A 25604-nucleotide genomic window follows, 5' to 3' on the forward strand; every position below is an offset into this window, starting at 1 on the left:
GAAAGCTTGATTGACTTTCAGACGGCCTTTGTTATGAAAGAAAAGGGCATGTATCAAACACGCCCTTTTTCAGTTGATCAATAATGCGGCGGAATCTCGTCGCGCAGGCTGTATGGTTCGCGTTCGCCGTTTGCACCTTTGTCCTGCATCCGTTGATACAGAAGCCGCAACTGGCCTTGCTGCAAATCCAAAGCCTGCTGCATCTTGGCGATGGTGTCGTTCAGGCTGCCGATTAAATCTTCCTGTAGAGCCGTCTGAATTTCCAGCTCCGTGACGCGGTGTTCCAATTCCTGAATATCGCTCATATTACAGCACCATCGCGGCAATCCAACCGGCAGCCATCAGCGGGATATTGTAGTGGATAAAAGTCGGGATAACCGAATCGCGGATGTGGTCGTGCTGACCGTCGGCGTTCAGACCCATGGTCGGGCCGAGCGTTGAGTCGGAAGCAGGGGAGCCTGCATCACCCAGCGCGCCTGCCGTGCCAACAATGGCCACGGTAGCCATTGGGGAGAAGCCCAAGCTGATGCACAAAGGCACATAAATCGCGGTAATAATCGGCAAGGTGGAGAAAGACGAGCCGATGCCCATGGTCACCAGCAAGCCGACGCACAACATGGTCAATGCGGCCATGCCTTTATTGCCGCCGAACAAAGCCATGCTGCGTTCGACCAAAGGCTGAATGTCGCCGGTCGCGTTCATTACAGCGGCGAAACCTTGTGCCGCAATCATAATAAAGCCGACCATCGCCATCATTTTGATGCCTTCGCCGAAGACATCGCTGGCGGCAGAGCGGTTCATCACGCCCAACATCATAAACACAGCAAAGCCCAACATAGCGCCCAACACCAGCGAACCATCATACAAAAGCTGAATGGCAAAACACACGGCAATCGCCACGGCCGCCACCAAGCTGCGATAGGTTGACGGCTCTTGTTGTTGCACTGCTGCACGGTTGTCTTCCGTGTCAGTGGTATTATTTTGATAAATGCGTGGTTTGCGGTAGTGCAAAAAGGCCAGAAGCAAGCCGGAAACCATGCCCAAAGCCGGAATCGCCATTGCGTGCATCACATTGATGCCGCTGGTGTCCATGCCTGCCGAGCGGATATTGCCCAACATGATGTCGTTCAAGAAGATGGCGCCGAAACCGTAAGGCAGGAACATATAAGTCGTTACCAAGCCAAACGTAATCACGCAGGCCACCAAGCGGCGGTCGAGTTTCAAACGGTTGAACACCAACAGCAGCGGCGGAATAATCATCGGGATAAACGCGATATGAATCGGCACAACGTTTTGGCTCATCACGCCCATGCACAAAATAATCGCCAGCAGCAGCCATTTGACCGCGCCTTCGCCTTTCGCATTGTCTTCGCCGCCGTTGAGCTTGCGGATAATCACACCGGCGAGCTGTTGCGGCAGGCCGGAATGCGTGATGGCCATGGCAAACGCGCCGAGCATGGCATAAGACAGCGCGATTTGCGCCCCGCCTTTCAGGCCTTCGTTAAAAACGGGAATAATCCCTTGCTGCACCACATCGCCGGCCGCGTTGGTTATATTCTCCAAAGGCATACCGGCCACCAAGCCGCCGACAAACGCGCCGACAGCCAAGCTGAGCACCACATGCACGCGCGATAAAGACAGCGCCAGCATGATGATGACCGCAATTACAACCGCATTCATATCGTTCTCCGTTGTTTCAGACGGCCCGTTATGTAAAAACAGGCAATCGTCTGTTTACATATTACAAATAAACATCATAACCCAAGCAGGAAGCCTTTGCAAAAAACGGCAGGCCGTCTGAAACCAGAAGCATCGGTTTCAGACGGCCTGCCGTGAACCCTTATTCAGCGTTTTAATATGGCGTGCAGTTTTGGCGATAAAAAATAGCCAAAAAACACGCGCTTCCTATTCTTTGCATAGGGTACCAATGTTAAAATCGACACAATGTCTCGGTATTAGGTTTGTCACTGAAATTAAAGCAGTTATTGATAAAATCCAATTCAATAATACGCAAATAAAGGAAAGAAGTTATGGATATTTTGACGCGGCTGCACAATCTGCCGCCCTCCCGCTTTCATTACAAACTTTTAGTGCTGGTCGGCATAGGTTGGCTGTTTGACGCCATGGATACAGGCTTGGTGTCGTTTGTATTGCCGGCTTTGGGCAAAGATTGGGTGCTGGCTCCGGCGCAGTTGGGCTGGATTGTCAGCATTGCCTTTGTCGGCATGGCTCTGGGCGCGGTATTCAGCGGCTGGCTGGCGGACAGGTTCGGACGGAAAACCGTTTTTGCCGGTACGATGGTGGTGTACAGTATTGCCACAGGTTTGTGCGCAATTGCACCTGATTTGACGGTTTTGCTTGTGTGCCGCTTTTTTGTCGGCGTCGGCTTGGGCGGCCAGCTGCCCGTCGCCGTGTCGCTGGTCAGCGAATATGCGCCGCCGAAAGTACGCGGCCGTTTTATTGTGTTGCTGGAAAGCTTCTGGGGCTTGGGTTGGCTCTCAGCCGCGCTGGTGTCTTATTTCTTTATTCCGCAAACCGGCTGGCACAGCGCGTTTTTATTCGGTGCCTTGCCCCTGTTTTATGTGCCGTTGGTGTTGAAATTCGTTCCCGAATCCGTGCCTTACCTGCTTTCCCGCGGCAAAACCAACGAAGCGCACCGTTTGGTATCTGAGTTGGAAATTCAATCGGGCATCACGCCGCCGGCAGAAGCTGTTGCCGCACCGGCCGCCCCGCGCGAACGCATCCGCTTCATCCAACTTTGGCAACATCCGTTTGCACGGCGCACGCTGATGCTGTGGCTGGTTTGGTTCGGCATCGTGTTTTCGTATTACGGCATTTTCACTTGGTTGCCCAAACTGCTGGTCGAGCAGGGCAATACCGTGGTCAAAACTTTTGAATATGTGCTGGTGATGATTGTTGCGCAACTGCCCGGCTATATAGCCGCCGCGGCTTTGGTGGAAAGAATCGGCCGCAAAGCAACGCTGGCAGGCTTTTTGGCTGCTTGCGCCGTGTGCGCATGGTTTTTCGGGCAAAGCACAACTGCGGCCGAAGTCATGATCTGGGGCAGCCTGATGTCCTTCTTCAACTTGGGTGCATGGGGCGTTTTGTACACCTACACCCCCGAACTCTACCCCTTGCGCTTCCGTGCTTTCGCATCCGGCTGGGCAGGCGCCATCGGGCGCGTCGGCGGCATACTCGCGCCCATGGTAGTGGCGGCGATGGTGGGCAACAGCGGCGGCTTCGGCAATATCTTTATGATGTTTGCGCTGGTTATGCTGCTGATTGTGGCGGTAATCTTGGTATTGGGTGAGGAAACCAAAGGCCGTACGCTGGAAGACATCAGCCAATAAAAGATAGACATGAAAAGGCCGTCTGAAAAATATTTTCAGACGGCCTTTTTCATTTGTGTTTGTAATTTTAATACATCGATTTTCTGTTTTTATCTTAATTATCGAGGAAAGCGACGAAGAATAACCGTCTTTGTTTTTGTGTAGATAAAAATATTATACTTCAAAGAATTAAAATGAATAAACGATAAAATGGCCGTCTGAAAAGTTCAATCATGGTTTGTGATGTAGGTCAAAGCAAAATGTAACTAAATTACCTATAGTTATCGTAGTGAAAATTTATTGACCTTATTGCCACCTTTTATTAAGGAGATACACCATGAACGCATCAGCCGACAACGTCGTCAGCCCAGCCGTAGCCGAGGTAAACAGCCTGGTTGAAAAGGGTTTACGGGCGTTGGATGAGTTTCTTAAGCTGGATCAGGAGCAGATTGATTTTATTGTTGCCAAAGCCTCTATCGCCGCGCTGGACAAACATGGTGTACTCGCCATGCACGCGGTAGAAGAAACAGGACGCGGCGTGTTTGAGGATAAGGCGACGAAAAACCTGTTTGCCTGCGAAAACGTCGTGCGCCGCCTGCGCGATTTGAAAACCGTGGGCGTCATCAGCGAAAACGATGTAACCGGTATTACGGAAATTGCCGATCCGGTCGGCGTGGTTTGCGGTATTGTGCCGACGACCAATCCAACCTCCACCACCATTTTCAAATCCCTGATTGCGCTGAAAACCCGCAATCCGATTATTTTCTCGTTCCACCCGTCCGCCCAGCAGTGTTCCGCCCATGCCGCGCGTATTGTGCGCGATGCGGCGATTGCGGCCGGTGCGCCGGAAAACTGTATCCAGTGGATTGAAAAGCCGTCTATGGAAGGCACTTCCGCGCTAATGAAGCATCCGGGCGTGGCAACGATTTTGGCGACCGGCGGCAATGCGATGGTGGAAGCCGCGTACTCTTGCGGCAAACCTGCGCTCGGCGTCGGGGCTGGCAACGTACCTGCTTATGTTGAAAAAACGGCGGACATCAAACAGGTGGCACACGATATTGTGATGTCGAAATCTTTCGACAACGGCATGGTGTGCGCCAGCGAGCAGGCGGTGATTGCCGATAAAGAGATTTACAAAGAGTTGGCCGAAGAGTTCAAATCTTACGGCGTGTACTTTGCCAATAAAAAAGAAAAAGCCATGCTCGAAGAGTTTATCTTCGGCGTAACGGCGAATTGCGCCAGCTGTGGCGGAGCAAAACTTAATTCCGCCGTCGTGGGCAAACCGGCGGCATGGATTGCCGAACAGGCCGGGTTTAAAGTGCCTGAAAAAACCAACATCATCATCGCCGAATGTCGCGAAGTCGGCCCGAACGAGCCGCTGACCCGCGAAAAACTTTCACCTGTTTTGGCCATGATTAAGGCGGATTCGACCGAACAAGGTTTGAAGTTCGCCGAAGAAATGGTTGCCTTTGACGGCTTGGGACACTCTGCCGCCATTCATACCGCCGATGAAGAATTGGTCAAAACGTTCGGCTCCCGCGTCAAAGCCCTGCGCGTGATTTGGAATTCGCCTTCCACCTTCGGCGGCATCGGCGACGTGTACAACGCCTTCCTGCCTTCTCTGACCCTTGGTTGCGGCTCTTACGGTAAAAACGCCGTCGGCGGCAACGTCAGCGCAGTCAATCTGTTAAACATCAAAAAAGTAGGCCGTCGGAGAAACAACATGCAATGGTTCAAAGTGCCCGCCAAAATCTATTTTGAACGCGATTCCATCCAATATCTGCAAGACATGAAAGACTGCGAAAAAGTCATGATTGTGACCGACCGTTCGATGGTTGATCTGGGCTTTGTCGATAAAATCACCCACCAACTGCATCAACGCAAAAACAAAGTGACCATCCAGCTGTTTACCGATGTCGAAGCCGATCCGAGCGTCCAAACCGTCTATAAAGGCACGGATTTGATGCGCAGCTTCCAACCGGACACCATTATCGCACTGGGCGGCGGCTCGCCAATGGACGCGGCCAAAGCCATGTGGCTCTTCTACGAGCAGCCGCAAGTCGATTTTGAAGACTTGGTACAAAAATTCATGGACATCCGCAAACGCGCGTTCCGCTTCCCTGAATTGGGCCGCAAAGCCAAATTTATCGGCATCCCTACCACGTCGGGTACAGGCTCCGAAGTAACACCGTTTACCGTCATCAGCGACGGCGACAAAAAATATCCGATTGCCGACTACTCGCTGACACCGACCATTTCGATTGTCGATCCTGCGTTTACCATGACCGTTCCGGCAGGCGTAACCGCCGATACCGGTTTGGACGTACTGACCCACGCCGTAGAAGCGTACGTTTCCGTACTGGCGAACGACTTTACAGACGGCCTTGCCCTGCAAGCCATCAAGCTCGTGTTCCAATACCTCGAACGCTCTTACAAACACGGTGCGGCCGATCCAGAAGCGCGCGAGCATATGCACAACGCCTCCACCATCGCAGGCATGGCGTTTGCCAATGCGTTTTTGGGCATCAACCACTCGATGGCACACAAAATCGGCGGCAAATATCACGTTCCGCACGGCCGCGCCAACGCCATCCTGCTGCCGCACGTCATCCGCTACAACGGCACGCGTCCGCAGAAAACCGCCACTTGGCCGAAGTACAACTACTACAAAGCCGACCTGAAATATCAGGAAATCGCCCGTACCTTAGGCCTGCCATGCAGCACACCGGCAGAAGGCGTAGAATCCTTCGCCCGCGCCTGCCACGAACTGGCGGTCAACGTCGGCATCAAAATGTCGTTGAAAGAGCAGGGCATCGATGAGAAAACCTTCCTCGATGGCAGAAAAGAGCTGGCCATGATGTCTTTTGAAGACCAATGCACCCCGGCCAACCCACGCCTCGCGATGGTGGCCGATATGGAAGAAATCCTGACCAAAGCCTACTACGGCGAATAAAATAGGGTAGTTAAAAAGGCCGTCTGAAACCTGAATATAGGGTTTCAGACGGCCTGAGACCTTTGCAAAATTCCCCAAAATCCCCTAAATTTCCACCAAGACATTTAGGGGATTTCTCATGAGTACTTTCTTCCAGTAAACTGCCCAAGCCATGATTGCCAAACACATCGACCGCTTCCCACTGTTGAAGGTTTCCCTCATGCCAAAATGGATACATTATTGGCAGAAAAAGGCTTGTTTGATCCCCAAGAATTTAAGTTAAGTGTGATGGCAGCATTTGGCTATCGCAAGTAAGAGCCTCACCCAAAAACGCGAAGTGGTGGAATTTATTAAATAATGTTCCACTTTAAACTATCAACGACAAGAAAGGCTGAGCATACCAACATTGGCGTTTTAAGCCCTAACAATGAATACAGGAAGCACTTTATCGATAATTTTGGCCTAATTTTTCCAAGATATACTTAGTCCTGTTAAAACAAGCACCAACTGTTTTATATTTTAATTTCACAAAGAACACTACCATGAAAAATATTAAATTTACCTTATTTGCCTTTTTAGTCGGCATATCCGCTTTATGGCTGTTTGCCACGCCATTTCCAGACAAGTGGGGCGTATTTCCCGTACGTAACCTATTATTACAGTTCACCGGCAGCATCAGCATACTGGCCATGAGTGCTTGTATGATTCTTGCAGTACGTCCCAAAATGTTGGAAGGACTATTTGGCGGATTGGATAAAATGTACCGCCTGCATAAATGGTTGGGCATCATTGCCCTTTCAGGCAGTATCCTGCATTGGATCAGTAAGCAATTCCCCAAATGGCTGGTAAAGCTCGGTCTGTTTGACGGCAAAAAGCCACCGCGCCCACCGATGCAGGAAGTCTTGACTTTAAAAGATTGGTTAGTTACCCAGCGCCATTTTGCTGAAGAAGTGGGTGAGATTGCTTTTTACGTTGCAGTCGTCTTATTGGTTATCGCACTGATCAAACTTATTCCCTACCGTTGGTTTGCCAAACTTCACATCTTAATTGTCCCTGTCTATATTGCACTCGTATGGCACACCATCGTATTGGCAAACTTTGCTTACTGGGCTCAGCCACTTGGCTGGTTGCTGGCTACCGCCCTATTCTTCGGTAGTATTTGTTCCCTCCTCGCCCTCTTTAAACGCATTGGTAAACCGCAAACCGCAACAGTAACTGCCATGAACCAAAACGGCTCCCTGCTTTCACTTACCCTGAATGCGCCAAAATGGCAGGGACACCAAGCCGGTCAATTCCTCTTTTTACGTGCACATGGAGAAAGCCACCCATTTACCATCGCTTCAAACTGGAATCCTGAAAATCAACAAATCAATCTTATCATCAAAGACTTGGGCGACTACACCCATCGTCTGTCTCAACGTTTGAACATCGGTGATACCGTTAAAATTGATGGTGCATATGGCCGCTTCAATTTTTCAGATAAAAATGAACAAATTTGGGTGAGTAACGGTATTGGTTTTACGCCTTTCCTTGCAAGGCTCAAAGAATTAGCCAAACAACCATCCAATCAACAAATTGACTGGTTCCATGCCGATAGAAATTTATCTGCAGAAATAATCAACCAATGGAAAGATTTGGCTCAACAAGCGAATGTTACATTCCACTATATTCCTTCTGAAACCCAAAGATTATCAGCTGATCATATTGTACAAAGCGTTCAGAATAGTGAAACCCGCAGTCTATGGCTTTGTGGTAGTCGTAGCTTTACAAACAGTATTGCAGGAAAACTTAAGACACGCTCATTGCATCAAGAGCTGTTTGAATTCCGCTAAATGAACCTGATGAGACCTTTGTTTGGATTTAGGCTGTCGTGGGAAGGGCTTTTTTGCAAAGGTCTCAGCCTTTCTTTATTCGTCTAAACCTTAGTTTTTATCAAAGCTAAGGTCTTCATTTGAATACGATGGTTCAAAAAATATCTTCATAACTTTAATTTAATGGTAAACCTTACAATTCAAGGAAATAACGGTTTTAAAAATAAAAGGCCGTCTGAAAACCTGTTTCCAAGTTTCAGATGGCCTTTATCCGTATGGCTAAACCTTAAAAGCGGTTTAGACGACGATATTCACCAAGCGTCCGGGTACGACGATGATTTTCTTCGCAGGTTTACCTTCCATGAATTTCACTGCGCCTTCGTTGGCAAGGGCGGCGGCTTCGAGGTCGGCTTTGGATGCGTCGGCGGCAACGGTGATTTTGCCGCGCAGTTTGCCGTTGACTTGAACCATCACTTCGATTTCGGATTTGACCAAAGCGGCTTCATCGACTGTCGGCCAGCCTGCTTCCCACAGTTTCGCGCCGTTCAATTCGCTCCACAGGGTTTCGCAGATGTGCGGCACAATCGGCCACAGCAGGCGTACGGCGGCTTCCAATACTTCTTGGGCAACGGCGCGGCCTTGTTCGCTGCCGGTGTCGGTTTTGTCGTATTGGTTGAGCAGTTCCATCACGGCGGCGATGGCGGTGTTGAACTGCTGGCGGCGGCCGTAGTCATCGCTGACTTTGGCGGTGGTGGCGTGCAGTTTGTGGCGTAGGTCTTTGAGTTCTTTAGACAAACCATCTTGGCTGCCTGCAAACGCTTTGACCGCGCCGCCTTGTTTCAGGTATTCGTAAACAGTACGCCACAGACGGCGCAGGAAGCGGTGTGCGCCTTCGACGCCGCTGTCGCTCCATTCGAGGGACTGTTCGGGTGGTGCGGCGAACATCATGAACAGGCGGGCGGTATCCGCGCCGTAGGCGTTAATCAGCTCTTGCGGATCGACGCCGTTGTTTTTGGATTTGGACATTTTTTCCGTGCCGCTGATGACGACAGGCAGGCCGTCGGCTTTCAGAACAGCGGAAACAGGGCGGCCTTTGTCGTCGAAAGTCAGCTCGACATCGGCAGGGTTGATCCAGTCTTTGCTGCCGTTGGCGTTTTCGCGGTAGTAGGTTTCGCAGACGACCATACCTTGCGTGAGCAGGCGTTCGAACGGTTCGTCAACATTGACCAAGCCTTCGTCGCGCATCAGTTTGGTGAAGAAGCGCGCGTACAGGAGGTGCAGAATCGCGTGTTCGATACCGCCGATGTATTGGTCAACCGAGCCCCAGTATTTCGCGGCTTCTGCCGATACCATGCCTTCTGCGAATTGAGGAGACATGTAGCGGAAGAAATACCAGCTCGATTCCATGAAGGTGTCCATGGTGTCGGTTTCGCGTTTTGCCGCGCCGCCGCAGCATGGGCAGGTGGTTTCGTAAAACTCGGGCATTTTTGCCAGCGGCGAACCCATGCCGTCGGGTACGACGTTTTCGGGTAAAACGACGGGCAGTTGGTCGGCTGGGACGGGTACGTCACCGCATTTTTCGCAATGGACGATGGGAATCGGGCAGCCCCAGTAGCGTTGGCGTGAAATACCCCAGTCGCGCAGGCGGTATTGGGTTTTCGGTTCGCCAGCGTCTTGGCTTTGCAGCTTGGCGGTGATGGCGTCAAAGGCCATCTGAAAATTCATGCCGTCCAAGTCGCCGCTGTTGACCAATACGCCGTTTTCTTTGTCGCCGTACCATTCTTGCCATTGGTTTGCGTCGAATGCGTTGTCGCCGACGGCAATGACTTGTTTTTTCGGCAGATTGTATTTGGTGGCAAACTCGAAATCGCGTTCGTCGTGCGCCGGAACAGCCATCACCGCGCCGTCGCCGTAACCCCACAATACATAGTTGGCAATCCACACTTCCAGCTTGTCGCCGTTAAGCGGATTGACGACATAGCGGCCGGTCGGCACGCCTTTTTTCTCCATCGTCGCCATATCGGCTTCGGCAACCGAACCGGCTTTGCATTCGGCGATAAATGCCTGCAATTCGGGTTTGTCGGCGGCTGCGGCGGTTGCCAGCGGATGCTCGGCGGCAACGGCAACATAAGTCGCGCCCATCAGCGTGTCGGGACGGGTGGTATAAACTTGCAGGAATTTCGCGTAATCGCCTTCCAAGCCTTGTTTGCTGTCGTCTGAAACGGCGAAGCGCACGGTCATACCGCGAGATTTGCCGATCCAGTTGCGCTGCATGGTTTTGACTTGTTCCGGCCAGTGTTCCAGCTTGTCCAAATCGTTGAGCAGCTCTTCGGCGTAATCCGTGATTTTGAAGTAATACATCGGGATTTCGCGTTTTTCAATCAACGCGCCCGAACGCCAGCCGCGTCCATCGATAACTTGCTCGTTGGCCAATACGGTTTGGTCGACCGGGTCCCAGTTCACCGTGCCGTTTTTGCGATAGACGATGCCTTTTTCAAACAGCTTGGTAAACAGCCATTGTTCCCAGCGGTAGTATTCGGGTTTGCAGGTAGCGACTTCGCGCTCCCAGTCAATCGCAAAACCCAGGCTTTTGAGCTGGGTTTTCATGTATTCGATGTTGTCGTACGTCCAAGCGGCGGGGGCGACGTTGTTTTTCATCGCCGCGTTTTCCGCCGGCATGCCGAACGCGTCCCAACCCATAGGCTGCATGACGTTGAAGCCGTTTAAGCGTTTGAAGCGGCTCAATACGTCGCCGATGGTGTAGTTGCGCACATGCCCCATGTGCAGCTTGCCGCTGGGGTAGGGGAACATGGAGAGGCAGTAGTATTTGGGTTTGGAAGCGTCTTCGGAGACGTTGAAAATACGCTCGTCATCCCATTTTTTCTGCGCCGCAGGCTCGATGGCGGCGGGTTGGTAATGTTCTTGCATGATGTTTCGCTTTGTACAAAAGGCGTTGGAAAATAAAATCAAACGCAGATTATAGCGGATTCAGAAGCGGATTGCTTGTGTCGTAACATCATGTCAAACCGCTTTGGCATTGTTGTTTCCCGTTTGTTTTGACATGGAAGAACGCAAACAATCAAAAGGCCGTCTGAAAACAGGGTTTCAGACGGCCTAGATATGAAACGGTTAACGGTAAGTCTGGCAACGGCCGCCATCAGCATCAGGCATAAAAAGGAAGCAACTTTTTTATCAAGGAAGAAAATCTTTCTAATATAAAACAGCGGTATAGGGTCAAATATTCTTTCACTTTAAGGCCATTATCATGTTTTGACAAGGCGAGGGAGGCTGTCTGAAACAAAATTTTCAGCCGGCCTTAAAAATATCGACTTGAGTTTTTTACCTTCCGCCCACATATCCGACCCAGTTCAAATTTATTCAAAACACTATCAAACTATGAGTACCCAAGATTATTACGAAACCCTTGGTGTTGCCCGCAGCGCTAGCGACGATGAAATCAAAAAAGCCTACCGCAAGCTGGCAATGAAATACCATCCCGACCGCAACCCTGACAACAAAGAAGCGGAAGAAAAATTTAAAGAAGTCCAAAAAGCTTACGACACCTTGTCTGACAAGGAAAAACGTACCATGTACGACCAATACGGCCATGCCGCGTTCGAACAGGGCGCAGGTGCGGGCGGATTCGGTGGCTTTGGCGGTTTTGGCGGCCAAGGCGGATTCGGTGGTGCGCAAGGCTTCGATTTTTCCGATATTTTCAGCCAAATGTTCGGCGGTAGCGGCAGCTCAGGCGGCCGTCAGCCGGATTACAGCGGCGCAGACTTGCAGGTCGGCATAGAGATTTCGCTTGAAGAAGCCGCCAAAGGCGTGAAAAAACGCATCAACATTCCGACTTATGAAGAATGTGATGTCTGCCACGGCTCAGGTGCCAAACCGGGCACATCCGCATCGACTTGTTCGACCTGTCACGGCTCAGGTACGGTACACGTCCGCCAAGCCATTTTCCAAATGCAGCAGACTTGTCCGACTTGTCACGGTACAGGCAAAGAAATCAAAGATCCTTGCGTCAAATGCCGTGGCGAAGGCCGCACCAAAACCAGCAAAACGGTTGAAGTCAACATTCCGGCAGGCATCGACGACGGTCAACGCATCCGTTTGAGCGGCGAGGGCGAGCCGGGTCAACACGGCGCGCCGGCAGGCGATTTGTACGTCAATGTCCGCGTAAGACAGCACAAAATCTTCGAGCGCAACGGCTTAGACCTGCATTGTGAACTGCCGATCAGCTTTGCCATTGCCGCATTGGGCGGTGAAGTCGAAGTGCCGACTTTGGACGGCAAAGTCAAACTGCACATTCCGAAAGAAACGCAAACCGGCCGCCGTATGCGCGTGAAAGGCAAAGGCATCAAGTCTCTGCGTTCTAGCTCGACCGGCGATTTGTACTGCCACATTTTGGTTGAAACACCGGTTAACCTGACCGACCGTCAGAAAGAGTTGCTGGAAGAATTTGAAAAAATCTCCTCCGGCCTCAATCTCAGCCAAACCCCGCGCAAAAAATCGTTTTGGGAAAAAGTAGGCGAAAAAGTAGGCGATTTGTTCTCCGATAATTAATCGCTGTGAAAAAGGCCGTCTGAAACCTGTTTACATTGAGTTTCAGACGGCCTTTTTTATATTTTTCAGACTTTTATCATCTTTTGTTGTTTCAATATAATTTTCTGTGCCATTTCCAAAAACAGTTTCTGCTCGTCTGCAGACAGATCAGCCAAGGATTCTTGGTTGATGGCTTTGGCAATTTCGGTGGAGCTTGATTGTAAAGCACGCGCGTGTTCTGTCAGCATAATCAAACGGCTGCGTGCATCTTCAGGATTAGGCTCCCGTGTAATCAATCCGTCTCGCTCCATCCGTGCCAGAGTGTTGGCAATCGTTGCCTGCTTCAAATCGGCACGCTCAACTAATTCCTGTTGGCTCAAGCCGTCTTTATTCCATAGCTCGATCAAAATTGGAAATTGTGCAGGCGCAATCCCCAGTGGTTTTAAGCCTTCGCTCAATAAAATGGCAAATTGGCGGGCAATATGGTTCATCAAATAGCCTGCCGATTCAGTTTTGAAAACTTCGTTCACTTTGTTTCCTTTAAAATCAGATTATTGCGGATCATATCACAAATATAGCTTGCTATCTTAATTCATAGCACGCTATACTTATTTCAACTCGATAGCTTGCTATTTAAATGCTTTCAGACGACCTCTCTTAAATGTTCAAGGAAACCATAATGAACCGCAATACTTTACGCAAAATCCACGCCGCCGCAGGGGTGGGCGCATTTTTATTCATCGCTTCGTTTTGGAGCAGCACCGTGTTCAGCGAACTCTTCGGCTCGCACGAAACCGTCGCCGCCGTGAAGCAAACCATTGTTTATGCGCTGTTCGGGTTGATTGCCTGCATGGCAACCGCAGGCGCAACAGGCATGAAAATGGGCGGCAAAAGCAAACATGCTGCGATTGCCGCGAAACGCCGACGCATGCCGTTTATCGCTGCCAACGGAATGCTGATTTTGCTGCCTTGTGCCTTTTTCTTGAATAACCGCGCTTCTGCCGGACAGTTTGACAGCGTGTTTTATATCGTTCAAATCGTAGAACTGATTGCCGGTATGGCTAATCTGATGCTGTTGGGACTGAGCATGAAAGACGGATTTTCTATCCGTAAACCCAAATTGAAATCCATTTAATTGTTAATTTAAGAGAAAACATCATGAAACCTGATATTCCGCAACGTTACGGCACTACAACCCGCTTTCTGCATTGGACTATGGCGGCCTGCTATCTGTTTATGTTTGCAACCGCCATTGCTTGGAATATGGATGAAAGTCTGAAGTTTTTGACTAATCCTCATAAGGCGGTTGGCTTTCTTCTGCTGATATTGTCTGCTTGGCGTGTGATGCGGGCAATCCGCCAGTCCAGCAATCGACCAGTTGGCAGTATGGTTGCCAAATTTGGACATTGGGCAATGTATCTCCTGATGCTTGTCGTTCCAGTCACAGGTGTTATGAGACAAATTACTCAGGAAGGACAGATTCACGGAACACTGGCATTTTCGTTGCTGTTCTTGTCTCTGGGACATATCGGCATGGTCGTTTACCACTACATCAAAGGCGAATCCGTAATGCCCCGAATGTTCGGAAGAGCTTAAATATCTCACATCAATTTAAACCTATAAGGAACTATCCATATGAATATCCGTAAAAAAACAGCTCTGATTGCCATTGCCGTCACTGCCTTTGTCGCTGTCGGTTGTACTGCAAATGCCAAACAGTGGCAGGAAAAATGTGAAGCCTTTCAAAACAGTGTTGTCCTCATTAATACTTTTGAAGTGCCGCAGGGTAAAGAAGCCGAAGCTTTGGCTTCTTGGCAAAAAGCGCGTGATTTTTTGAAAACCCAGCCAGGCTATATAGCTACGCGCCTGCACCAAAATATAGATCCAAACGGTAAATATCATTTGGTCAACGTAGCCCGTTGGCGCAATATGGAAGATTTTAAAGCCGCTACTGCCAAGATGCGTCAGGCCCTGCCGGATAATATGCCTGAAGGGGTTGCAGCCAGCCCGGGTTTGTTTAAAGTGATTGAAAACGATATGCCGCATGGTTTTGGCAGATACAATGGCAAAGGATTCGGCCGTAAATTTGAAGTATGCGGCAAGTAATCGCAGGCCGTCTGAAACCTACTTGAATCAGGTTTCAGACGGCCTTTTGTTTTTCTTGCTTCAAACTTTTGTTTGCCGTAAAATCTGCGCTTCACTCTTACGGGAGTAGCCATTCGGCGCAATGCCGAAACCGTTGTCAACATAATCGGCTTGTGTGGCCGTGGCAGCGGTATCTTCTCTGCTTTATCGGAAGACAGGCAAGACGTAAGCGTTGTCCATACCCTTGCGGGCGGTATGCACAGCGCTTTTTGTTTGCCCGCTTTTCGGTTGAGTATCTTAAATCATGGAAGCTTTTTTCTCCTCGACGCTGGGCGTTGCCATTGCCGAAATCGGCGATAAGACGCAATTGCTGGCGCTCTTTTTGGCTGCACGTTTTGCCCACAAAAACGCGATTGTTGCCGGTATTTTTATTGCAACCCTGTTGAACCATCTTGTTTCAGCCGCACTCGGTGTCTGGCTGGCATCCGCTATTTCGCCCGAAGTCATGAAATGGGTGGTTGGCGGCAGTTTTATTGCGGTTGGATTATGGCTGCTGTTGCCGGATAAAGACGAAGACCCTGATGGCAAATGGTTGAAATACGGCGCATTTACGGCGACGGTCGTCCTGTTTTTCTTGGCGGAAATCGGCGATAAAACGCAGATTGCAACAGTTCTTTTGGCAGCAAAATACCAATCTATCCTGCTGGTCGTGGTCGGCAGTATTGCCGGTTTGATGATTGCTTCTGTGCCTGCCGTGTATTTGGGCGAAATGCTGATGCGCAAGATTCCGGCCAAAGCAGTGCGCATTGCCGCATGTATCTTGTTCTGCCTGCTGGGTATTTTGACCCTGCTTGGCGACGGTATCGTGTTGAAGGCCGTCTGAAATGTGGGACATTGTTTTTGAACACAAAGATTTTGTGGTCATTAATAAGCCTTGCGGCGTATCGGTGCACAGCGAATCGGAAGGAGATGTTTGCCTGACCGCTTCGCTGGCGCAGCAGCTCGGCGTTGAACGCGTGTGGCTGGTTCACCGTTTGGACAAAGCCACCAGCGGCCTGTTGCTGCTTGCGCTCAACCGAGACAGCGCGGCCGCTTTGTCGGCGCAGTTTGCCGAAAAAACCATGCGTAAAACTTATTTGGCACTCGGTACGCACAAGCCGGCGAAAAAGCAGGGCTGGGTGAAAGGCGGTATGGTGCGTTCGCGCCGCGGTACATGGAAGCTGACGCGAGACGAGGATAATTTTGCCGTTACCCGTTTCAGCAGCCAAAGCCTGAAGCCCGGTTTGCGCCTGTTTGTGTTGCAACCGTTTACAGGCAAAACCCATCAGCTGCGCGTGGCCATGAAAAGCATAGGCAGTCCGATTTTGGGCGATACGCTGTATGGCGGCGATGAGGCGGGATATCTGTTTTTGCACGCTTGGCGTTTGGTTTTCGACTATCGCGGCGAGCATTTCGATATTCGGGTTGCGCCTGATAAAACATGGCCGTCTGAAATCGATTTGTCGGCGTGTTTGGGTTCGGATGAATCCGAATAGAAGCAGTGAGATTTTTGTGTATATTAAAAAAGGCCGTCTGAAAATTGTTCAGACGGCCTTTTGATTGTTTCAAGTTTACATTTCCAATTCGCTCAAGCCCGGCAAGTCGGCAAAACAGCGGTCGTGCGTAATTTGGCAGAAGTTGTCCAGATAGCCTTTGTTGGCATCTTCCGTACGAATGGCTGCATAAAGTTTGCTTTGCAGGCCGTCTGAAGTGATTTTGCGGTGGACGACGTAGCCTTTTTCCAGATACGGCATGACCGTCCAATAGGGCAGGGCAGCGATGCCGCGTTTGCTGGCAACCAGCTGGATAATGGCAATGGTCAGCTCGCTGTGGCGGCGCGGCGGATTAATGCCTTTGGGCAGCAGCACTTTTTTGGGCAAATCCAGCATCTCGTCGGGGACGGGATAAGTAATTAAGGTTTCGTCGATAAAGTCTTCCGCTTCCCAAACGTCTTTGTCGGCAAGCGGGTGATCTTCTGCGCAGATGCCGACCATTTCATAGGCAAACAGAGGGCGGTAGCTGATGCCGTTGAGCGGCTCGGCTTCGGAAACGATGGCAAGGTCGGCGCGGTGTTGCAGCAGCAGCCCGACCGGATCGGCTTGGAAACCGGAAACGATGTCTAATTCAACTTGCGGCCATAAGGGGCGGAACTCGCCCATGGCAGGCATCAGCCAGTCAAAGCAGGTGTGGCATTCGACGGCAAGCCTGAGTTCGCCGGCTTCGCCTTCAATAATCCGCACCAGATCACGTTCGGCGGCGGCAACCTGCGGCAACAGCTCACGCGCCAGTTGCAACAGGCGCATACCGGCCGGAGTGAAGCGCAAAGGTGTGGATTTACGTTCAAACAACGGCGTTTCGTAATAATTTTCCAAGGCGCGGATTTGGTGCGACAGGGCGGATTGGGTCAGGAAAACCCGTTTGGCGGCAAGGGAAACGCTGCCGGTTTCTTCTAAAGCCAGCAAGGTTTTGAGATGACGCAATTCGATAATAGAGTCCATGTGTTTTCAGACGGCCTGTGGGTAAGGTGGTGTATATTAAAATAATTCATGATGATGTGCAAATGATTAATGTTGGGAATGATTGCTGAAATCGGAATGTAAGAATTTGAGGCATAAACAGATTTTGCGGTTAGAATGCGAAGCTGTTTTTGAAGATAGATATAAGGAGCGGAATATGGCTTTACGCCGTGAAATTCTGGCTTGGTGCGATGAGACATTGCAGGTCGGGCTGTTTAAGGACTATGCACCCAACGGTTTGCAGGTCGAAGGCAAAGGAGAAATTGCCAAAATCGCCACTTCGGTTACCGCCAGCAAAGCTGCAATCGATTTTGCCGTAGAGCAGGGGGCGGATCTGCTTTTGGTTCACCACGGTATGTTTTGGAAAAGCGAGCCTGTCACGATTACCGGTTGGAAAAAAGCACGCATTGAAACCTTGCTGCAACACCAAATCAATATGGCAGGCTACCACCTGCCGCTGGATGCGCACCCGCAATTAGGCAATAACGCACAGTTGGCCGAGAAACTCGATTGGGTGCTCGAAAAACAATTCGGCGAGCAAAACCTGTTGAATACAGGCCGTCTGAAAACTACGCAAACATTGGCGCAGTTGTCTGAACGCATCGAGGCGGTATTCGGCCGCAAGCCGACCGTTATCGGCGATCTTGAACGCGAAATCAAACGCATTGCCTGGTGTAGCGGCGGTGCGCAGGGATTTTTTCAGACAGCCGTAGACGAAGGTGTCGATGCGTATCTGACCGGTGAGATTTCGGAAGCGCAATATCATCTTGCCAATGAAACGAGTGTGGCATTTATCAGCGCAGGCCACCACGCGACAGAACGTTACGGCGTCCGCGCCTTAGGCGATGCTGTGGCAGAAAAATTCGGTATTGAAGTGGTTCACTTTGATGAAAACAACCCTGCCTGAGTATTGAGCAATATCATAAAAACTTTACCTTATTTTAAATAATGCTTTGAGTATTACAACAAACTAGGTAGAATTACGCTGTTTAATGGCTCGGTATTCCCAAAATTTTAGGACGACTGAATAATGGATAATCAAGAAATCAACAACGGTCGCCGCCGTTTTCTGACACTGGCTACTTGCGGTGCAGGCGGTGTGGCGGCTCTAGGCGTAGCTACGCCTTTCGTGGCAAGCTTCTTCCCATCGGAGAAAGCTAAGGCTGCCGGTGCTGCTGTCGAAGTGGATGTCAGCAAAATCGAAGCAGGCCAAATGCTGACTGCCGAATGGCAGGGTAAACCGATTTGGCTGGTCAACCGCACAGATCAACAGCTCAAAGACTTGAAAAGTTTGGATGGTGCAGTTACAGACCCTAATTCCGAAGTGGATCAGCAACCGGAATACGCTAAAAACGAGCACCGTTCGATCAAGCCGAACCTCCTCGTCGCTATCGGTATCTGTACCCACCTGGGTTGCTCTCCGACTTACCGTCCCGACGTTGCCCCTGCGGATTTGGGTGCAGACTGGAAAGGCGGTTTCTTCTGCCCTTGCCACGGTTCGAAATTCGACATGGCAGGCCGCGTATACAAAGGTGTTCCTGCACCGACCAATTTGGTTGTACCGCCTTACAAATATCTGAGCGATACGACTGTTTTGGTGGGCGAAGACTAAAAATAAGGAACGATAATTATGGCAAACCAAACCAATAGCAAAGCAAAAGCATTGTTAGGCTGGATGGACGCTCGCTTCCCTCTGTCTAAAATGTGGAATGAGCATTTGGCTCAATACTATGCGCCGAAGAACTTCAACTTCTGGTATTACTTCGGCTCTTTGGCCCTGCTTGTCCTTGTAATTCAAATCGTCAGCGGTATTTTTCTGACCATGAACTACAAACCGGACGGCAACCTTAACGCCTACCATCTACCTGCTGCCTTTACCGCAGTAGAGTACATCATGCGCGACGTGTCCGGCGGCTGGATTATCCGCTACATGCACTCCACCGGCGCATCTTTCTTCTTCATCGTCGTTTATCTGCACATGTTCCGTGGTCTGATTTACGGATCGTACAAAAAACCTCGTGAATTGGTGTGGATTTTCGGTTCCCTGATTTTCTTGGCATTGATGGCAGAAGCCTTTATGGGTTACCTGTTGCCTTGGGGTCAAATGTCCTTCTGGGGTGCGCAGGTAATTATTAACCTGTTCTCCGCCATCCCTGTTATCGGTCCTGATTTGTCCACTTGGATCCGCGGTGACTTCAACGTTTCCGACGTTACTCTGAACCGCTTCTTCGCCCTGCACGTTATCGCAGTACCTCTAGTATTGCTCGGCTTGGTTGTGGCTCACATCATCGCCCTGCACGAAGTGGGTTCTAACAACCCTGATGGCGTTGAAATCAAGAAAAACAAAGACGAAAACGGTATTCCACGCGATGGTATTCCATTCCATCCTTACTACACCGTTAAAGACATCTTGGGTGTTGTTGTATTCCTGATTGTCTTCTGTTCTGTGTTGTTCTTTGCACCTGAAGGCGGCGGCTACTTCTTGGAAGCACCAAACTTCGATGCAGCAAATGCGCTGAAAACACCTCCTCACATTGCGCCGGTATGGTACTTCACTCCGTTCTACGCAATTTTGCGTGCGATTCCTTCCTTTGCCGGTACTCAGGTATGGGGTGTAATCGGTATGGGTGCAGCAGTTGTCCTGATCGCCTTGTTGCCTTGGTTGGATAAAGGCGAGGTTAAATCTGTCCGCTATCGCGGCCCAATCTTCAAAACTGCGTTGGTTCTGTTCATCATTGCCTTCATCGGTTTGGGTATTTTGGGTGCAATGGTAGCAACTGATACTCGTACTTTGGTTGCACGTATCCTGTCTTTCGTCTACTTTGCATTCTTCTTGGGTATGCCGTTCTATACCAAACTGGATACCAACAAACCAGTTCCTGAACGCGTAACCATGAGCACTACTAAACAAAAAATTATGTTCTTTGTTTACGTCGGTATTACCGTTGTTGGTGCTTACTTGTTTGCAACCAATATCTGATGAGGGCAGCGAAAATGAAACAAACTCTGAAAAACTGGTTTGCTGCCTTATTGCTGGCAGTGCCTATGAGTGCAGCCGTCGCTAGCGGCGGCGGACACTACGAAAAAGTCGATATCGACCTGCGTGACCAAGTTAGTCTGCAGCACGGTGCGCAAATCTTTACAAACTACTGTTTGTCTTGCCACTCTGCAAGCGGTATGCGCTTCAACCGTCTGAAAGATATTGGTTTGACTGAAGATGAAATCAAGAAAAACCTGATGTTCACAACAGACAACGTTGGTGACGTAATGGTAGCGGCAATGGATCCGAAAGATGCCTCCAAATGGTTGGGTGCGCCTCCGCCGGATTTGACCCTGATTGCTCGTTCTAAAGGTGCAGACTACCTGTACGCTTATATGCGCGGTTTCTATAAAGACCCAACTCGTCCGAACGGTTGGAACAATACAGTTTTGGCCGGCGCAAGTATGCCTCACCCATTGTGGGAGCAACAAGGTGTTCAAGCCGTTGAGTTGGATGCCAAAGGTCAGCCCGTTATGATTAAAGACGAGCATGGCAACCTGACTCCTAAACTGTATTGGGAATCTACCGGTCTGCACAGCCGTCGTCTGCCTAACGGTAAAGTAATCCAAAAAGAGTACGATGCTTATGTGCGCGATTTGGTAAACTACCTGGTATACATGGGTGAGCCTGCTCAATTGCAACGCCACCGTATCGGTTACATGGTTTTGACATTCCTGTTCGCCGTAATGTTGCCATTGGCGTACTTCCTGAAAAAAGAATTCTGGAAAGACGTTCATTAATTCTTTTGAATCAAAAAGGCAAACCTGTTTCAGGTTTGCCTTTTTTGTTTGTGAAATTGGTTTATGCGGAAATAATGTAAATTTTAAAATTACTTAATATAAACAATGTGATATATGAAATTTCTGGATTAAGTGTTTGAAATTATATATAATTCTGTCTGAATTTTTATAAGGCTTAAGGCCGTCTGAAAAGATTGATCAGGAGTAGAAGATTATGATGACTTTGTATTCGGGTATTACTTGTCCATTCAGCCAACGTTGCCGTTTTGTGTTGTATGAAAAAGGTATGGATTTTGAAATCAAAGATGTGGACGTGTTCAATAAACCTGAAGACTTGGCTTTGATGAATCCGTATAACCAAGTACCGGTCTTGGTTGAGCGTGATCTGATTTTGCACGAATCAAACATTATCAACGAATACATTGACGAGCGTTTCCCTCATCCTCAATTGATGCCGGGTGATCCTGTTATGCGCGGTCGCGGCCGTTTGGTGCTGTACCGTATGGAAAAAGAATTGTTCAGCTTGGTGCAAGTGTTGGAAAACCCTGAATCTACCAATAAAGAACAAGCTAAAGCGCGTGAAGCCATTGGCAATGGTTTGACACTGTTGGCACCGTCTTTTACTAAAAACAAATACATCTTGGGCGACGACTTCTCTATGATTGATGTTGCCTTGTCTCCATTGTTATGGCGTTTGGACTATTACGATATCAAACTGGGTAAATCTGCTGCGCCTTTGCTGAAGTACGCCGAGCGTATTTTCCAACGCGAAGCCTTTATTGAAGCATTAACGCCGGCTGAAAAAGCCATGCGTCGTTAAAGGACGGATCTATGGCAACTTCAACCAAACCGTATTTATTGCGTGCTTTGTATGAATGGTGTTTGGATAATAACCAAACACCGCACATTGTGGCTTGGGTAAATGAACATACCCGTGTGCCGATGCAGTATGTACGCGACAATGAGATTGTTTTAAATATTGGCCCTACTGCCAGCCATAACTTGAATATCGACAACGAGTGGGTCAATTTTTCTGCACGCTTTTCCGGCGTAGCGCACGAGATTTGGATTCCGGTCGGTCATATTGTCAGTATATTTGGCCGCGAAAGTGGAGAGGGTATGGGGTTTGAAGTAGAACCATATCAGCCTGCTTCTATCGAAGCTGCAGTGGCCGAAGATAAAAAAGCTGAATCTACGGAAGAAAAACCGAAAAAAGTATTGAAGCTTGTGAAGTAATTAAAAGATAAAAGGCCGTCTGAAATGTTTCAGACGGCCTTTATTGATTGGGTATTGAAATGGCAAAATTAATGAGCAATCAGTTATTAATTAAGCCAAACAAAAAAGCTCTTGCGTTTAACAAGAGCTTTTTTGTTTAGTGGTGGAGGTAAGCGGGATCGAACCGCTGACCTCTTGCATGCCATGCAAGCGCTCTACCAACTGAGCTATACCCCCGAAATTTGGTGGCGAATCAGGGATTCGAACCCCGGACACAAGGATTATGATTCCTCTGCTCTAACCGACTGAGCTAATTCGCCGTTTCGTGAAGTCGCTATTATAGTTTTTTTTGAATATTTGGCAAGCGCTAATTTTGGTTTTTTTTATTTCTTATTGTTTTTAAAAAATAAAAAGTAGGTTGTCAGACTATAGTTTATGGCAAATATCGCCGTGGCCGAAGCCTACCCAGTCGATATCGATGTTTTTGCCAAAAGCGATCACTTTAAAAAGTTCGCCCATTTCGTGCTGATGTATCAGTTTCTGTACTGCGGCGGCTGCTTGGATGTATTCAACTGAATCTGGGCTGCCGATTTGTGCCAGCAAATCGGTGATGCCGAGATTGAGCAGGAAATAGGATTGGGGCAGGTAGCCGATTAAGTCCAAACCTGCTTCCGTGCCAGCGCGTGCAATATCGGTGAAATTGACGTGTGCAGTCAAATCGGTCAGGCCGATATTGAAAAATGGGTCGTGGATAGTGTGATGGCGATAGTGGCCGATAAATGTGCCTTCTTTACGTTGCGGGTGGTAATACTGAGCGGCATCGAAGCCGTAATCGATAAATATCATGCCGCCGCGCTGCAATTTGGCGGCCAGGGTTTGGATAAAGGCATATTGTGTCGGATGCAGCTCGCTTGTGTATGAAGGGAGGGGAGGGAAGTACAAGGAGGCTGTTTGTATCAGTTCGGCTTGGGCCAATGGTCTGATGGCTTCGATTAGCTCGTCATTCTCTAAACTGACGCCAATTTGTTGAAACCCTGCATCTTGATAAATTAAGCGTTCAACCGGCATGGCATCCAATACTTCGTTGCCGATGATAATGCCATCAAAGTGTTCAGGTAATGCGGTAAGGTGGATGACTTTGGCGGCTGCTTCAGGGGAAGTATGTTCAAGAATATATTGGCGTTGTCTCTCTGCAAGCTCTGCCGATAGCTCGATAATATAGTAATGATTCAGGCCGTCTGAAAAGTTTTGCAAGAGTGTGGTAGCGAGATGACCTGTACCTGCACCAAATTCATAGATATTGCCTGCTGTTTGCGGCAGTAATTCGTCAAGTTGTTTGGCAAGGGTTTGTCCGAATAAGGGAGAAAGGGTAGGGGCAGTGATGAAGTCGCCATCCGTACCGATTTTATGGCTGCCTCCGCTGTAATAACCGTATTGAGGTGTGTAAAGGGTAAGCTCCATAAAACGGGAGAAGGGTATCCAGTTTTGATATTGTTCAATTTCGTTTTTTATGAGCTTCGTCAGGTGTGCTGAAGAGGCTTGTGTATCAGTGGAAGGAAGGGGGAGTTGTGGCTTCATGACTGTTAGATAATGTAAAAAATTTGAATTTGTTTGTATATTATAGCCCCTTGTGAGAGGGGTGGTAATCTGGTGTAAAAATACTATATGTAGTATTTTAAAAACATAAACAATACTAGATATGGTGTTTTATGCCATATAAAATGGCTAGCATATTAATTTGTCATGCATTTTTGTATATATAAGCTATTGAATTTTAAGTGTTTAGTGTTTCATTTCAGATAAAGGGTTGATTTGACCTGATTGCCAAAATTTCTTATAGTGTCGGTTGGTGGGGCATAGTGGGTGAAAGTGGTTACTTTTTCCTAAAAAGTGTTCCGTAGAAGTGAAGACGAAATATTTTAGGAAGGTGGGATTTTTAATCCCACTCTAGTTTTATTTTAATCGAATTTGGGGTGTAATGTGTTTGGCGGTGCTCATGAATTGAGTATGGACAGTAAAGGGCGGTTGGCTATTCCTGCCAAATTCCGCGATATTTTGCTGCGCCGTTATACGCCTGCAATTGTGGTCACACTGGATTCCCGAAAAAAATTATTGATGTACCCCGAGCCCGTTTGGGAAGAAAAAGCCGAGCAGATTTTGAAGTTGAAAGTGGCCGGCAATGAAGCTTTGCAACGGTATCAGAATTTGCTGCTGCACAATGCGGAGATTTTGGAGTGGGATAGCGCCGGACGCGTTTTGATTCCGGCCAATCTGCGCAAACGCGTAGATTTTGAAAAAGAAGTTACTTTGGTTGGCCGTGCAAACCGTATGGAGTTGTGGGGCCGCGAACATTGGGAAGAGGAAATGAATCAGGCTTTGGATATCGATCCTGATGAATTGGCTTTCCAATTGAGTCAAACGGATTTGCAATTGTGAGTAAAGTTGAAAATTATCAGCATGTTACTGTCTTGTTGCATGAGGCGGTGGATGCGTTGGCAATCCGTGAAGATGGGATTTATGTGGACGGTACGTTCGGCAGGGGAGGGCATTCCCGGCTGATTTTGTCGCGTTTGGGCAAGCAGGGTCGTTTGGTTGTTTTTGACAAAGACCCTGAGGCGATTGCGGTAGCCAATGAGCTGGCGGTGCAAGATAAACGTGTCAGTGTCGTACACAATGGTTTTGAAACATTTCAGACGGCCTTGGATGAATTGGGCATCGATAAGATTGACGGTGCGCTTTTTGATTTGGGGATTTCGTCGCCGCAAATTGACGATGGCAGCCGCGGATTCAGTTTCCGCTTTGATGCGCCGTTGGATATGCGGATGGATCCGACTCGCGGGATGTCTGCGGCAGAATGGATTGCAACCGCATCCGAACAGGATTTACACGAGGTAATTAAGAATTATGGTGAAGAGCGGTTTAGTCGCCAGATTGCGCGCGCCATTGTTGCGCAACGCGAGGAGAGTCCCATCGATACAACCCGCAAGCTGGCGCAGCTTGTGGCGCAAAACGTCCGTACTCGTGAGCGCGGACAAGACCCTGCTACGCGCACCTTCCAAGCAGTTCGCATCTTTATTAACCGCGAGCTCGAAGAGGTAGAGGCAGTTTTGCCGCAGGTTGCAGGCCGTCTGAAAGAGGGTGGACGCTTGGCCGTCATTGCGTTCCATTCGCTGGAAGACAGAATTGTGAAGCAGTTTATTAAAAAATATTCGCAACATGCGCCTTTGCCCCGTTGGGCGGTGGTCAAGGAAGCGGATTTGCCTCAACCGCCTTTGAAGGCTGTGGGCAAAGCAATCAAACCGGGTTCGACAGAGACTGAAACCAATCCGCGTGCGCGCAGTGCAGTTTTGCG

The 25604-nt window shown here is 49.1% G+C and carries 23 protein-coding genes and 2 tRNA genes; 17 read left to right on the plus strand and 8 right to left on the minus strand.

Annotation, left to right across the window (positions count from 1 at the left end):
• Positions 1-77: 77 nt before the first annotated feature.
• Positions 78-305, minus strand: a complete 228-nt coding sequence (locus HMPREF2696_RS04965; RefSeq protein ID WP_004518924.1) for a SlyX family protein — start codon at positions 303-305, stop codon at positions 78-80.
• 1 nt (position 306) lies between these two features.
• Positions 307-1680 (minus strand): Na+/H+ antiporter family protein, encoded by a 1374-nt coding sequence (locus tag HMPREF2696_RS04970; RefSeq protein WP_070587979.1) that lies wholly within the window; start codon positions 1678-1680, stop codon positions 307-309.
• A gap of 350 nt (positions 1681-2030) precedes the next feature.
• Between HMPREF2696_RS04970 and HMPREF2696_RS04975 the strand changes: the two genes are divergently transcribed.
• The 3 genes from HMPREF2696_RS04975 to HMPREF2696_RS04985 all read left to right on the plus strand — a co-directional run bounded on the left by HMPREF2696_RS04975 (position 2031) and on the right by HMPREF2696_RS04985 (position 8093).
• Entirely contained in the window at positions 2031-3350 is a 1320-nt protein-coding gene (locus HMPREF2696_RS04975) for an MFS transporter (protein WP_070587981.1), read from the plus strand.
• 316 nt (positions 3351-3666) lie between these two features.
• Positions 3667-6282, plus strand: coding sequence for a bifunctional acetaldehyde-CoA/alcohol dehydrogenase (gene adhE, locus HMPREF2696_RS04980; protein ID WP_070587983.1), 2616 nt, complete (start codon positions 3667-3669; stop codon positions 6280-6282).
• Positions 6283-6803: 521 nt separating this feature from the next.
• Positions 6804-8093: a ferredoxin reductase family protein gene (locus tag HMPREF2696_RS04985; protein ID WP_004518917.1), complete on the plus strand. Its 1290-nt coding sequence runs from the start codon at positions 6804-6806 to the stop codon at positions 8091-8093.
• Positions 8094-8369: 276 nt separating this feature from the next.
• On the opposite strand, the gene leuS is transcribed toward HMPREF2696_RS04985, so the two are convergent.
• A complete protein-coding gene (gene leuS / locus HMPREF2696_RS04990) occupies positions 8370-11000 on the minus strand; it encodes a leucine--tRNA ligase (RefSeq protein WP_070587984.1) in 2631 nt (876 codons plus the stop codon).
• Positions 11001-11468: 468 nt separating this feature from the next.
• Here leuS and dnaJ point away from each other — a divergent pair, with 468 nt between their 5' ends.
• A complete protein-coding gene (dnaJ, locus tag HMPREF2696_RS04995; protein WP_070587986.1) occupies positions 11469-12638 on the plus strand; it encodes a molecular chaperone DnaJ in 1170 nt (389 codons plus the stop codon).
• 65 nt (positions 12639-12703) lie between these two features.
• Here the strand turns inward: dnaJ and HMPREF2696_RS05000 are convergent, their stop codons facing one another.
• Positions 12704-13108, minus strand: a complete 405-nt coding sequence (locus tag HMPREF2696_RS05000) for a MarR family winged helix-turn-helix transcriptional regulator (protein ID WP_049332004.1) — start codon at positions 13106-13108, stop codon at positions 12704-12706.
• 188 nt (positions 13109-13296) lie between these two features.
• On the opposite strand from HMPREF2696_RS05000, the gene HMPREF2696_RS05005 reads away from it, so the two are divergent.
• The 5 genes from HMPREF2696_RS05005 (at position 13297) to HMPREF2696_RS05025 (ending at position 16237) form a co-directional block, all read left to right on the plus strand.
• The gene (locus HMPREF2696_RS05005) at positions 13297-13752 is read left to right on the plus strand and encodes a hypothetical protein (protein WP_070587988.1); all 456 of its coding nucleotides are present in this window, start codon (positions 13297-13299) and stop codon (positions 13750-13752) included.
• A 23-nt stretch (positions 13753-13775) separates the two neighbouring features.
• Complete coding sequence (locus HMPREF2696_RS05010) at positions 13776-14213, plus strand: cytochrome b (protein WP_070587989.1); 438 nt, start codon at positions 13776-13778, stop codon at positions 14211-14213.
• Positions 14214-14252: 39 nt separating this feature from the next.
• Positions 14253-14723 (plus strand): antibiotic biosynthesis monooxygenase family protein, encoded by a 471-nt coding sequence (locus HMPREF2696_RS05015; protein WP_070587990.1) that lies wholly within the window; start codon positions 14253-14255, stop codon positions 14721-14723.
• 283 nt (positions 14724-15006) lie between these two features.
• Positions 15007-15585, plus strand: coding sequence for a TMEM165/GDT1 family protein (locus HMPREF2696_RS05020; RefSeq protein WP_004518907.1), 579 nt, complete (start codon positions 15007-15009; stop codon positions 15583-15585).
• Position 15586: 1 nt separating this feature from the next.
• Positions 15587-16237 carry a TIGR01621 family pseudouridine synthase gene (locus HMPREF2696_RS05025; protein WP_070587992.1) on the plus strand — a complete coding sequence of 217 codons (651 nt, stop codon included), beginning with the start codon at positions 15587-15589 and terminating at the stop codon, positions 16235-16237.
• Between the two features lie 75 nt (positions 16238-16312).
• On the opposite strand, the gene HMPREF2696_RS05030 is transcribed toward HMPREF2696_RS05025, so the two are convergent.
• Positions 16313-17239, minus strand: coding sequence for a LysR family transcriptional regulator (locus tag HMPREF2696_RS05030; RefSeq protein WP_003748251.1), 927 nt, complete (start codon positions 17237-17239; stop codon positions 16313-16315).
• Positions 17240-17414: 175 nt separating this feature from the next.
• Between HMPREF2696_RS05030 and HMPREF2696_RS05035 the strand changes: the two genes are divergently transcribed.
• The 6 genes from HMPREF2696_RS05035 to HMPREF2696_RS05060 all read left to right on the plus strand — a co-directional run bounded on the left by HMPREF2696_RS05035 (position 17415) and on the right by HMPREF2696_RS05060 (position 22273).
• Entirely contained in the window at positions 17415-18164 is a 750-nt protein-coding gene (locus tag HMPREF2696_RS05035; RefSeq protein ID WP_070587994.1) for a Nif3-like dinuclear metal center hexameric protein, read from the plus strand.
• A 123-nt stretch (positions 18165-18287) separates the two neighbouring features.
• Positions 18288-18869 carry a ubiquinol-cytochrome c reductase iron-sulfur subunit gene (gene petA, locus HMPREF2696_RS05040; RefSeq protein ID WP_049335346.1) on the plus strand — a complete coding sequence of 194 codons (582 nt, stop codon included), beginning with the start codon at positions 18288-18290 and terminating at the stop codon, positions 18867-18869.
• An 18-nt stretch (positions 18870-18887) separates the two neighbouring features.
• Positions 18888-20237 (plus strand): cytochrome b, encoded by a 1350-nt coding sequence (locus HMPREF2696_RS05045; RefSeq protein WP_003681866.1) that lies wholly within the window; start codon positions 18888-18890, stop codon positions 20235-20237.
• A gap of 14 nt (positions 20238-20251) precedes the next feature.
• A complete protein-coding gene (locus HMPREF2696_RS05050; protein ID WP_199900956.1) occupies positions 20252-21037 on the plus strand; it encodes a cytochrome c1 in 786 nt (261 codons plus the stop codon).
• A 214-nt stretch (positions 21038-21251) separates the two neighbouring features.
• Positions 21252-21857, plus strand: coding sequence for a glutathione S-transferase N-terminal domain-containing protein (locus HMPREF2696_RS05055; protein ID WP_039861850.1), 606 nt, complete (start codon positions 21252-21254; stop codon positions 21855-21857).
• An 11-nt stretch (positions 21858-21868) separates the two neighbouring features.
• Positions 21869-22273 (plus strand): ClpXP protease specificity-enhancing factor, encoded by a 405-nt coding sequence (locus tag HMPREF2696_RS05060; protein WP_070587997.1) that lies wholly within the window; start codon positions 21869-21871, stop codon positions 22271-22273.
• Positions 22274-22413: 140 nt separating this feature from the next.
• Here HMPREF2696_RS05060 and HMPREF2696_RS05065 read toward each other — a convergent pair.
• From HMPREF2696_RS05065 to HMPREF2696_RS05075, 3 genes are all read right to left on the minus strand, one after another.
• Positions 22414-22489 (minus strand) — tRNA-Ala (locus HMPREF2696_RS05065).
• 6 nt (positions 22490-22495) lie between these two features.
• A tRNA-Met gene (locus tag HMPREF2696_RS05070) sits at positions 22496-22572 on the minus strand.
• Between the two features lie 106 nt (positions 22573-22678).
• Positions 22679-23830 carry a class I SAM-dependent methyltransferase gene (locus tag HMPREF2696_RS05075; RefSeq protein WP_070587998.1) on the minus strand — a complete coding sequence of 384 codons (1152 nt, stop codon included), beginning with the start codon at positions 23828-23830 and terminating at the stop codon, positions 22679-22681.
• A 402-nt stretch (positions 23831-24232) separates the two neighbouring features.
• On the opposite strand from HMPREF2696_RS05075, the gene mraZ reads away from it, so the two are divergent.
• Both mraZ and rsmH read left to right on the plus strand, forming a co-directional pair.
• Positions 24233-24688: a division/cell wall cluster transcriptional repressor MraZ gene (mraZ, locus tag HMPREF2696_RS05080; protein ID WP_039861849.1), complete on the plus strand. Its 456-nt coding sequence runs from the start codon at positions 24233-24235 to the stop codon at positions 24686-24688.
• Positions 24685-25604 (plus strand): 16S rRNA (cytosine(1402)-N(4))-methyltransferase RsmH (gene rsmH, locus HMPREF2696_RS05085; protein ID WP_070588054.1); only part of this gene is annotated, 920 nt, incomplete at its 3' end. The genes mraZ and rsmH, both read left to right, overlap by 4 nt.

The organism is Neisseria sp. HMSC058F07 (assembly GCF_001810035.1).
GTDB lineage: Bacteria > Pseudomonadota > Gammaproteobacteria > Burkholderiales > Neisseriaceae > Neisseria > Neisseria perflava.